Origin of the sequence: Parabacteroides gordonii MS-1 = DSM 23371 (assembly GCF_000969825.1) — a bacterium.
GTDB classification, from domain to species: Bacteria; Bacteroidota; Bacteroidia; order Bacteroidales; family Tannerellaceae; genus Parabacteroides; species Parabacteroides gordonii.
The window spans coordinates 593623-605380 of the sequence record NZ_KQ033919.1; the positions used below are offsets into that span (position 1 = coordinate 593623).

The following is an 11758-nucleotide window of genomic DNA, read 5'->3' on the forward strand; positions in this document are numbered from 1 at the left end:
GAGCAACCATTCACCAACAATTCACCTATTTAAATAGAAACAAATCAGCATATTAGATAGACAAAAATGAAGAGTGAATGGTTTATAACCATATTTCACTATGTAAACCTGCGATTTATAAATTGACACTAATCAATTCATAGCTCCAAAGAAATAGAACCGTAAACTATCAAAAAATACTAACTATAAAAACAAAACCGGAAATACCTAATTAATAAGTATCCCCGGTTTTATTATATGTTATAAAGCTTACTTACACATTTCATTAATCACCGCAATCAACTCGCCACCTATCTCTTCGGCTTCTTTCATTGTATGAGCTTCTGCATAGATACGGATGATCGGTTCGGTGTTACTTTTACGAAGGTGAACCCATTTATCGGGAAAATCGATCTTTACACCATCGATATCAGTAATATCATATTGAGCGAACTTTTCTTTTACCTTGGCTAAAATAGCATCCACATCGATCTCCGGAGTAAGCTGAACTTTCTGCTTGGAGATGAAATACGGAGGATAGCTGGCACGTAATTCGCTTGTTTTCATCTTTTTCTTTGCCAGGTGAGTCAGGAACAAAGCGATACCCACCAAAGCATCACGTCCATAATGGCTAGCCGGATAAATCACACCGCCATTACCTTCACCGCCAATCACAGCGTTGGTTGCTTTCATTTTTGCCACGACATTCACCTCTCCTACTGCGGCTGCATTATATTCGCAACCATGAGCCCGGGTTACATCACGTAAGGCACGGCTCGAGCTCAGGTTACTTACCGTATTACCCGGAGTATGACTCAATACATAGTCGGCTACTGCTACTAACGTATATTCCTCACCGAACATTTCACCATCTTCACAAACAATAGCCAGACGATCCACGTCAGGATCGACAACAAAACCTACGTCTGCTTTTGCATGCTTCATCAGATCGGAAATCTCCGTCAGGTTCTCAGGAAGAGGTTCCGGATTATGGGAGAAGTTCCCATGAGGAGCGCAATGCAGTTTGAATATTTCCTTCACACCCAGAGCATACAGTAAATCCGGCAGAACAACACCACCTACGGAATTTACAGCATCGATAGCGACACGGAAGTCAGCAGCCTTAATAGCTTCTACATCCACCAAGTCGAGATTGAGTACACTCTCGATATGTTTTTGTTTGTATGTATTGTCAACGATCACTTTACCTAAATGATCGACATCTGCAAACTCAAAGCTTTCAGAAGCTGCAATTTCCAAAACTTCAGCACCTTCAGCCGCATTCAGGAATTCACCCTTTTCATTCAGCAGCTTCAAAGCGTTCCATTGCTTCGGATTATGACTGGCAGTCAAAATAATACCGCCACAGGCACCTTCCATAGCAACAGCTAATTCGGTAGTGGGGGTTGTTGCCAGGTCGATGTCTACAACATCAAAGCCCATTCCTGTAAGAGTACCTAAAACCACCTGTTTTACCATCGGGCCAGAGATACGGGCATCACGTCCTACTACGATTTTGTTGGATGTTGCTTTTGTGCTTTTTCTAATGAAGGTAGCATAAGCTGCTACAAACTTCACAATGGCTAACGGATTCAATCCGTCTTCCGGCGCTCCACCGATTGTACCGCGGATACCGGAAATAGATTTAATTAAAGTCATACGTAAGTTCGATTATTTTTCAAATGTATATTTCACTTTGCTAAAATAGACCGGAGTATAATTACTTTGAAAATAACTCCCCATTCGTTTGAACGGGACAATCAATTTAACTTCAGCCCCTTCTCCTACATGATATAAGGCTGCAGCCAGCCCTTCACCTACAAATATATCCGGATCATAACTTCTGGATTCACCGGAATAGACATTATATCCAAAAATAAATTCGGTAGGAAATCCCCATCTATTATTATACTTGGAAGATAAATTATCAACCATCAGTTGAGCAGTATCCGCGTCCATGATGTCATTTGCTATAAAACGGCACAAAACTTTGGTTGTTCCTAATACGGCCCGATTGCCATTACCTGAGTCTATTACATTCAGATACACATCATTATCCAACTTCACAAATTCATTTTCCTTAAAAACACCATCAGACGGATAATTTTTAAGAACCCTTATTCCTTCATTATCGATCAATCGATCGATAGCTTTCCTCTCAGCCTTCAAGTACTCCGTATACGACTTCGTTTTGTCGCATGATACTACTACCAGAGCTACACACATAATCATCAGGATATAAAAACCTCTCTTCATCTGTTATTCTTTAATGTATAAATGAGCGACAAATGTAAATAATATCCGCCATATCTCAGGCAAGTTTCTCTATTTCTTCTGTTTTATTAGGATTAAATTCTTTTAATCCTTTCTCAAAAACAGCTACAGCTTCTTCCAAAGAGCCATGAAATTCTCCACCGGAAGCATTTTTATGACCACCCCCGTTAAAATACTGGCAAGCAAACAGATTACATGGAAAATCACCTACAGAACGCAAAGATATCTTTATATAATCTTTATCTTCACGAATAAAGACACTAAATGATACACCTTGTATGCTCAATGGCATATTTACAAAACCTTCCGTATCACCGGTTACATAGTTAAACCGGTCTAATTCGGCCTGCGAAAGAGTAATCAATGCAGCATGTTTCTCCGGATAAATCCTCATCTTTTCATACAGGACATATCCCTGCATACGAAGGCGTGATTCAGAATACACCTGAAAGACTTTGCGATAAATCAAATCCTTATCTATTCCCTTCTTTATCAGTTCACCGATGATCGTATAAATTTCCGGCTTATTCGAATTATAGGTAAAAGAACCTGTATCCGTCATCATTCCGGTATAAATACAAACGGCTGCTTCTTTATTTAGCAGGTCGAACATTCCCATGCGGCAGATAAAGCGGAAAATCATCTCACTGGTAGACGACATTTCGGGATACGACATCATCACCCGGCAAAAATCTGCGGGATTCAGATGATGATCGATCAAGACCTTACGGCCTTCTGCTGCAATAACAGCCGGAGCCAGTTTCTCTATACGCTTAGGCTCGTTAAAGTCCAGACAGAAAATAACATCCGCATCATGGATCAACTGTTCTGCAAATTCCGGATACTTTTCATGTATCACAATATCTTTTGCTCCCGGAATCCATTTATAAAATAAGGGGAATTCATTAGGGACAATAACTGTTACGTTATCTTTACCATAGGCAGTAAGGAAATGATACAATCCCAAAGCTGAACCGAGGGCATCGCCGTCGGGAGTAACATGGGTAACAATAACAAAACTTTCGCCTTTCTCTACGTATTTCTTGGCTTTCTGAATTTTCTCTTCGTGAATGATTTTTGTAATCATATTTTCTCTTGTTTACATGGACAAAGGTACTACTTTTTTACGTTCTACACAGTAAAAAAACGTTCAATAAGCAAATCAAACAATAGAAATAACAATAGAAGTAAGGAGACGAATAAGAATCGAGGACGCCGGGTTTGCAGGAACAACAGAAAAAAGAGAGCAATCCCATAACCCAGAATAGTCAGCAACAAGTCAATTTGAAAAGAAAAGGTTGCTCCCGGTACCCTGCTAAAAGCCTCAACAATCTGTAACAAAGCATGTGTCGTCTTCTCCACAAACAGTTGAAGATATTCATAACCGGGAAAATTTACAGGTAATAAAACCCAGATCAGTCCGGCTGGTATCAGAAAGGTCGCCAGAAAGGTCAAAGGCAGATTTGTACACAAAAAGACCAGAGAGAACTGCCGGAAATAGTATAAACAAAGCAATGTCGTACCCGCTTGCGCAGCCAGTGTAACAGTTATCCAACTCCAGGGAGCAGCAACCAAAGGGTTACGAACCTCGATCAAACCTTGAAGCCGAGGTTGCAAATACAAAATAGACAACACCGCCAGATAGCTTAACTGAAAACCGATATCAAATAAATAAAACGGATCAAACGCCAGCATACAAAATGCAGAAGCAGCCAGTGTATTATACCCGTCCGTTCTTCGCCGTAACGTTCTACCTGTCAGATACAACGTCAGCATCAATCCGGCACGGATAGCAGAGGCTGCAAATCCGGTAATGACAACAAAACACCAAAGTAAACAGATCGTCAACAGATACTTCAACCATCTATAAAAAGCGCTCTTGGGCAAGAAGGATAAGAATAAGGAAAGGAAGCCGCAAACAATAGCCACATGAAAACCACTTACTGCTAACAAATGAGCAACACCCGTTACCGAAAAACTTCTTTTTACTTCCTGATCCATCCCTTTCCGGTGGCCCAACGTGATCGTTGCCAATACAGATTTTTCTTCTTCCGACAAGTGCAAAATGTCGAAAGGTTTCAATAAACGCTCCTGCCCTCTTTCTGCCAGTTCAGATACTAACGAGAAAACGGGTCGTTCGTCCCTCTCCTGCCAGTAAGCCGTCCGTTGAATGGAGAAAGACAATAACAACAATAGAAATACAGCTCCCCACTGCCAACGAAGCTCATAATTACAATGAGACTTTTCCGTCCCGGAGATTACAGCCATATAAGAAAACAGGATGATCAATAAGGGGAATAGTATCAGAAACAATGACACAATGCGGCAATCGAAGTAAGCCTGCAGTAAGATCCCGGTTATCCAGATGAAAAGCGGCCTGATAAAAGGCCGCTTTTGTATTTCTTTTATTATCATACAAAGGTCGGTTTTGGTTGGTAATCTATATACTCTTACATATCTTTCAGCTCTTTTATTGTTCGTATCGGATCAGGAGAACTGAAAACAAAACTTCCGGCCACCAGCACATCTGCCCCGGCATCTACCAGACGTTTTCCAGTATCCAGATTCACACCACCATCCACTTCAATTAAAGTATCCAATCCTTTTTCCCGGATCATTTCTTTCAAACGAGCCGTTTTATTTACCGAATACTCAATAAAACGCTGCCCACCGAAACCCGGATTAACCGACATGAGTAACACCATATCCAGATCCTGTATTATATCTTCCAGCAAACTGATCGGAGTATGCGGATTTAATGTTACAGCCGCTTTCATTCCAGCCTCTTTGATCGCACCGATCGTACGATGCAAATGCGTACAGGCCTCATAATGAACATTCATCATATAAGCACCGGCAGCAGCCACCTCTTTGACAAACTTCTGAGGCTCGACAATCATCAGATGCACATCCATCGGCTTCTTCAGAATGGGTTTTACTGCGTCGAGAACCGGAAAACCGAAAGAGATATTAGGAACGAATACTCCGTCCATAATATCCATATGCAACCAGTCTGCCTCACTATTATTTATCATTTCCACCTCTTTTTGCAGGTTCAGGAAATCGGCAGCCAGCAAAGAAGGAGCAATCTTATGTTTCATAATTTCAAGTCTTTTGCGCAAAGGTACAAAAAAAAGAAAGAGAACACTATGACAAGTGTCCTCTTTCCTTCAATTTCTTAGTTCATCACATAACCACAAAACTCCGGTTGCAAAGCAGGTTCAGCATGGTAACTCCTTGCAAATTGAGATAAGAAATCAAGCGTTTGTCGGCTTGGTGCACTTTTCTTCTCGTTCCGGTTTTTCTTTGTTTTATCCTTCAATCCATCCATACATTGAGTAGAAAATCTCTTCATAGGCATCCCCTTTTTTTATTCGTTTGATAATAAAACGGGGGCAGTTTCTACTTATTGCATAAATGACAGAATATTTTTACCTGATAATAAAAATCATAATTGGCTCGCTCCGCGAACCGATCATGCCAAAGACAACTCTATATGATTCTCGTCAGCCATACGACGCATATTCAGGATAGCGTAACGCATACGTCCCAATGCTGTATTAATGCTGACACCTGTAATATCTGCGATTTCTTTAAAGCTCAGATCCTGATAGTAACGCATTTCCAACACTTCGCGCTGACTGTCGGGAAGATGCTTCACCAACTTCTTCACATCCGACAACACCTGATGACGCACGATATTGTCTTCAATCGTTCCATCACAAAGCTTGATATTATTGAACAGATCCACTTCCACCTCATCGTTGGATACAGTATTTTCACTGCGTTCCTGACGGAAGTTATCAATGATCAGATTATGTGCAATACGGGTGATCCATGCTTTAAACTTACCGTTTTCTGTATAACGGCCTTGTTTAATAGTCATAATCACTTTCACAAAAGTTTCTTGGAAGATATCTTCCGTTAACTCTTTATTGCGGACTATAAAGTAAATATAGGAATGGATACTGCTCTTATGACGATTCAACAACACGTCAAAAGCGACATTATTACCCTGTGCATAAAGGACAACCAGATCTTCGTCTGTCATCGATTTTAAAGTCTTCATTACTTCTGTATTTTATAGTTTCTTGAGTAATGTTTATGCTATAGGCAATGAGGTTTTAAATGTTAGACAATTTCGTTTTCGAAAGCAAAAGAACAAAAAGTATTTTAAACAGGCAAACATTTCTGTTATTTTTATACAAAAATGTCCCCTGCCTGTACGTTTTATGTACAAACAGGGGACATTTGCTAACAAACTATATTTTTAGAACTTATAACCCAAAGTTAAAGCAACCTGGGTTGTCTTTGTCTTAAGTGAAGCGGGATCGGATTTAACAAATACTTCTCCATTTTCCCGGAATGTACTTGGGAATGCATAAGCATCTTCCTTATATTCACGATATACACATGCCAGATCAGCATAGAAACTCGGAGTAAAACGGTATCCCAGACCAATAGAATAAGAATTAGTACCTTTATCCACTGTATAATTAGGTATAGTACCAACAATACCTACTGCATCGGCATAATAAGTTCCATCAGCTTTCTGTGGAGAAATTCCATCTTTCACATGCTGTTTCATCGGAGATGTTCTCCATAAAGTTCCGGCACGTACAGAGAACTGAGGAGTAATCTTCACCTCGGCACCGACTTTTAATGTGCCAGACATACCAAAGTCCTTCTTTATATCATCTGTACTCTGCAGGTCGTTTCCATCCAAATCGTTCAGATTCATTCTCTTGTAATTTGTCAATTCATAATCGACACTTACTAGAAAGTTTTTACCTACACCGGCTGCACTGAATATCCAACGATCCGGAGTACGAAGATGATAACTTCCCGACTGATAGTCAGGTGTATTATTTTTCCATTCTTCCCCATTTATCGTAGTTGTTGCGTCTCCATGAAAATAATCAGTCAGTTTATACCATGTCGGAGAATTATAGGCAACACCCAAACGAAGAAAATCTGTCGGACGAACAATAGCACCAAGATTAAATGCATACCCTGTTCCGCTTGTAGTAAGACCATTATCCAATGTCAACCACTCTGTTCTAGTAAAATCCTCTGCATAACTGGTATTCAAACTATAGTCCATATCAGTTACAGCAACTGTTGCCCCCAGAAAGACAAGGTCCGAAATATTTGTTGCAAATGAGAAATTATACTGACCAATAGAACCTTTTTCATTCACTAGCAAATCCACATTTTGAGGGATAGCAGGCCGCCAACCATCAGCACCTTGCTCTCCAAATGCTGAGTGATATTCATTCTTCCCATCATATGGATCTATAAAACCTGCATCACTTCCTAAAATTGCAAGCCAAGATATATTCGAATTAAAATAAGGATCATACCCCCCCTCTGGCTTAAAGTCACCCGGCTTTACACCATATGCTAAATCAGCCACATAATCAGCCAGCGAAAAGTCTTGCGCCCCATTCATCCGATAAGTACGGTTAAAGCTCTTTACGCGATTATAAGAGACACCCAGATTCCATCCAACGATACCTTCATCATTTCCGGTTGGGAAATAACCCACATAAGCAATGTTGTCAAAGTTAAACCTTGTCTTGCTCTCATCCGCTTTCGAACCATTCCAGTTTGTATTGGCTTTTATTGACGAAAGACTTATCGTAGTTACCACCTCCGAACTACGATATATCCCCAACCCTGCCGGGTTAGTAGACATAGACGATATATCCCCACCTAATGCACCGAAAGCCCCACTCATACCCAAATAGCGGGCAGTACCGTTCAAATCGGTCTGAGACATTTTGTATGCATCCATTTCACCTTGTGCATATGCGACACCACCGGCCAGGAAAAATGCCGATATAAATAAGCACGTTATTCTTTTCATCGTTTCTGTTATTTCTAATACCTTAAATATATAAGGGCACATGTACGGATACAGGCCCTTATACTATAATTATATTATCTCTCTCATTATCTGCGTCCACCTGAACGACCGCCGCCACCACCGCCGCCACTTGAACGGCTACTACTGCTGCTTCCGCTACTGAACGATCCACTGCTACGGCTACTGCTGCTACTTCTTGACGGAGCAGAATATGTACTCTGGCTTCTTGAAGGTGCGGAGTTGCTGTAACTTGAACGTGTACTACTACTTCTTGTAGACGGACTTGCCTGAATACCGGAAGAAGAACGTGTGGATGAACCACCGTTATACTCGCTACGAGTTGCTGTACGTGTGCGAACTGTTCCTTCCGATTGTACCCGGCTGGAAGAAGTTCCTCTGCTTGAACGAATGCTGCTGCTTGTTCCTTCACCTCTTGTGGATGATGATGAACGAGTTGAATAACGGTCAGAACTCAATCCTCTTGAACTGCTCGTGCGGTTGCTTTCACTTCTTAAAGAAGATGCACGGTTCGACGACCTATTGGATACTGCACGTCCGGATGAAGTCGAGTTATAGCGACTGGAAGAATTTCTTCCGGTTGTATAACGGCTAGATGTCGAACGTCCGCGTGATGAATAGTTGTATGGGCTATAATAATGATGGTGATGGTGTCCGTAATAGCCACCTCCCCAGTAGCCTCCACCCCAGTAACCACCGCCCCAATAGCCGGGACCGTAATAACCACCGTACCAGGGACTACTCCAGCCGGCATAGAAACCGCCCCATCCCCAGCCGAATCCCCAACGGGGGCCATACCAGGATGAGTAAGTCCACCAAGGACTATAACTATACCAGGGATCATACCAGTTGTTATACCACGGAGAATACCAGCCTCCCCAGCTATTGCCCATGTTGATATTGACATTCACATTGGCATTGCCGTCGGAGTAATCCGTATCATAACCATAGCTGTAATATCCGTCACTCAGATACAAATCCACCTGATCTGCACCGGCAATCGTGATCTTACTCGGTGAATGATAACGAACAATACGTTCGGTATATTCCGAATCGGAACGGCGTTCCTTTTGTTTTGTAACCTTCTGATTGTTATCAGGCAGTTCCTCGATATAAGTGCCGTCTTCTTCATCCATATCTTCATCGTACGGTTCTTCTACATCCACAGATGTATATCTGCGATTATATTCGTCTACATCACGATTCTCGTCGTATGCGGAACTATTGGAATCGGAGGCCGATGCCAATACTATTCCCGATGATGTCTTCGTTTCCTCCTGTTGTTTGGGTTGTATAACCTTCTCTTCTGTCTTTTCTTTCTTTTTGTCTTTACTGGAAGAGAAATACACATCATCAAAGAACTCCTCCTGGGCAGCAGCACTAAAGGCTACCAGAAGCATCACCGCTAAAGATGTTAATTTCATGGGTTTCATATTCGTTTCTCCTCTACATTATATATTTATTCTATTGTTTAGACTCTGTTTCCATCGTCAGGGTTTAAACGCACATTCTTAATAACTATAAAAATAATGCATTCTACATACAAATATAACACGTTCCCAATAAGGATCAAGCATTTATATATACTTTAACTTTAATATTTATCCTGACATGATCTATTATACAAGGTAAGATGCCGTTTCATTTACAAACGCTGCATCAGGTAAGAACATAGCAGAGGGAACAAGCCCGGCAGGAACTAACAAAGAAGTAGTAGTATCTTAACCTTTTTGTCTTTACCTTTTATTATTTTCCTCCTTTATAATTATTCTTTTGAACTAATAATAAGAGAGGAAAATATTAGTTTACCGGGAGTTGGCAGCTAGTTGTCCGCAGCCTTCGGGGCAGACAATTGTTTTTACGCTACTGATATAATTTATTCCAAAGATAAATCGTATATTTGTCCTTTGGTTTAAAACCTTGTAAACTGTATATTAACAAGATTAATTCTATTTGTAAATGGGAAGAGTATTAGTTATTGGTGCCGGGGGCGTAAGTACCGTTGCTGTTAAAAAGATCGCGATGAATGCCGATGTTTTTACCGATATCATGCTGGCTAGCCGCACGAAAAGCAAGTGCGACCAGATCGCTGCTGATATTAAGAATGTAAAAATAAAGACAGCACAGGTCAATGCAGATAATGTGGACGAACTCGTTGCATTGTTTAATGACTTCAAGCCCGAGTTGGTTATCAACCTGGCTTTACCTTATCAGGACCTCTCCATCATGGACGCCTGTCTGGCTTACGGTGTGAGTTATCTCGACACTGCCAACTACGAACCGCTGGACGAAGCTAAATATGAATATAGCTGGCAGTGGGCTTATAAAGACCGTTTCGAAAAGGCCGGCCTGACAGCTATCCTGGGTTGCGGATTTGATCCGGGTGTAACGGGTGTATATACAGCTTATGCAGCGAAACATCATTTCGATGAAATTCAATATCTGGATATCGTAGACTGCAACGCAGGAGATCACCACAAGGCATTCGCAACGAACTTCAATCCGGAAATCAATATCCGCGAGATCACTCAACGTGGTAAATATTATGAAGACGGTAAATGGTTGGAAACAGATCCGTTGACAGTTCATCAACCGATCAATTACCCGAACGTAGGCCCACGCGAATCATACCTGATGTATCATGAAGAACTGGAAAGCCTGACAAAGAACTTCCCGACCATCAAACGTGCCCGTTTCTGGATGACATTCGGACAGGAATATCTGACTCACCTGCGTGTGATACAAAATATCGGTATGTCGCGTATCGACCCGATAATGTACAACGGCCAGGAGATCGTTCCTATCCAGTTCCTCAAAGCCGTATTGCCTAACCCGGGTGACCTGGGAGAAAACTATACGGGCGAGACTTCCATCGGTTGCCGTATCCGCGGTATCAAGGATGGCAAGGAACAGACTTACTACGTATATAATAACTGTAGTCACGAAGCCGCTTACAAGGAAACAGGTGCACAAGGCGTAAGTTATACGACCGGTGTTCCGGCCATGATCGGCGCCAAGCTGTTTATGCAAGGCGTATGGAAGAAACCGGGTGTATGGAATGTGGAAGAATTCGATCCCGATCCATTCATGAAAGAACTGAACGAACAGGGTCTGCCCTGGCATGAAATGTTTAACGTAGACCTGGAACTATAATATGGCATTACAAGTAGGAGACAAAGCGCCCGAAGTATTGGGGCTCGATCAGAACGGAAATGAAATAAAACTCAGCGATTTTAAAGGTAAGAAGTTAGCACTTTACTTCTACCCCAAAGACAATACCAGCGGCTGTACGGCGGAAGCTTGCAGCCTGCGTGACGGCTACAAGGAATTACAGGCAGCCGGTTACGAAGTGGTCGGGGTGAGTAAAGACAGCGCAAAATCCCATCAGGGATTTATTGCCAAGCAGGAACTGCCTTTCAACCTGATCGCTGACACGGACACAGCCCTGCAACAAGCATTTGGCGTATGGGCCGAAAAGAAATTGTACGGACGTTCATACATGGGGACGCTTCGCACCACCTTTATTATCAACGAAGATGGAATCATCGAGAAGATAATCGGTCCGAAAGAGGTGAAAACTAAAGACCATGCAAATCAAATCCTTAATTCATAAAAGGG

General features: G+C 41.8%; 11 protein-coding genes. 2 read left to right on the forward strand and 9 right to left on the reverse strand.

Annotation, left to right across the window (positions count from 1 at the left end):
* Positions 1–249 precede the first annotated feature (249 nt).
* From glmM to HMPREF1536_RS02370, 9 genes are all read right to left on the reverse strand, one after another.
* Positions 250–1638, reverse strand: coding sequence for a phosphoglucosamine mutase (glmM, locus tag HMPREF1536_RS02335; protein WP_028728538.1), 1389 nt, complete (start codon positions 1636–1638; stop codon positions 250–252).
* 12 nt (positions 1639–1650) lie between these two features.
* A complete protein-coding gene (locus HMPREF1536_RS02340) occupies positions 1651–2235 on the reverse strand; it encodes a BamK family beta-barrel-assembly machinery protein (protein ID WP_028728539.1) in 585 nt (194 codons plus the stop codon).
* A 55-nt stretch (positions 2236–2290) separates the two neighbouring features.
* Positions 2291–3340 carry a DHH family phosphoesterase gene (locus HMPREF1536_RS02345; RefSeq protein ID WP_028728540.1) on the reverse strand — a complete coding sequence of 350 codons (1050 nt, stop codon included), beginning with the start codon at positions 3338–3340 and terminating at the stop codon, positions 2291–2293.
* Between the two features lie 44 nt (positions 3341–3384).
* Positions 3385–4668 (reverse strand): ComEC/Rec2 family competence protein, encoded by a 1284-nt coding sequence (locus HMPREF1536_RS02350; RefSeq protein ID WP_225608111.1) that lies wholly within the window; start codon positions 4666–4668, stop codon positions 3385–3387.
* A 35-nt stretch (positions 4669–4703) separates the two neighbouring features.
* Entirely contained in the window at positions 4704–5354 is a 651-nt protein-coding gene (rpe, locus tag HMPREF1536_RS02355) for a ribulose-phosphate 3-epimerase (RefSeq protein WP_028728542.1), read from the reverse strand.
* Positions 5355–5431: 77 nt separating this feature from the next.
* Positions 5432–5608 carry a hypothetical protein gene (locus HMPREF1536_RS27815; RefSeq protein WP_167331511.1) on the reverse strand — a complete coding sequence of 59 codons (177 nt, stop codon included), beginning with the start codon at positions 5606–5608 and terminating at the stop codon, positions 5432–5434.
* A gap of 120 nt (positions 5609–5728) precedes the next feature.
* On the reverse strand, positions 5729–6322 hold the full coding sequence (locus HMPREF1536_RS02360) for an RNA polymerase sigma factor (protein ID WP_028728543.1): 594 nt from the start codon (positions 6320–6322) through the stop codon (positions 5729–5731).
* Positions 6323–6523: 201 nt separating this feature from the next.
* On the reverse strand, positions 6524–8122 hold the full coding sequence (locus HMPREF1536_RS02365; RefSeq protein WP_028728544.1) for an OmpP1/FadL family transporter: 1599 nt from the start codon (positions 8120–8122) through the stop codon (positions 6524–6526).
* 86 nt (positions 8123–8208) lie between these two features.
* The gene (locus HMPREF1536_RS02370; RefSeq protein ID WP_044192667.1) at positions 8209–9573 is read right to left on the reverse strand and encodes a hypothetical protein; all 1365 of its coding nucleotides are present in this window, start codon (positions 9571–9573) and stop codon (positions 8209–8211) included.
* Between the two features lie 526 nt (positions 9574–10099).
* Between HMPREF1536_RS02370 and HMPREF1536_RS02375 the strand changes: the two genes are divergently transcribed.
* Together HMPREF1536_RS02375 and bcp are read left to right on the forward strand one after the other, a co-directional pair.
* Entirely contained in the window at positions 10100–11293 is a 1194-nt protein-coding gene (locus HMPREF1536_RS02375; protein ID WP_028728546.1) for a saccharopine dehydrogenase family protein, read from the forward strand.
* A gap of 1 nt (position 11294) precedes the next feature.
* Complete coding sequence (gene bcp, locus HMPREF1536_RS02380) at positions 11295–11753, forward strand: thioredoxin-dependent thiol peroxidase (protein ID WP_028728547.1); 459 nt, start codon at positions 11295–11297, stop codon at positions 11751–11753.
* Positions 11754–11758: the final 5 nt, after the last annotated feature.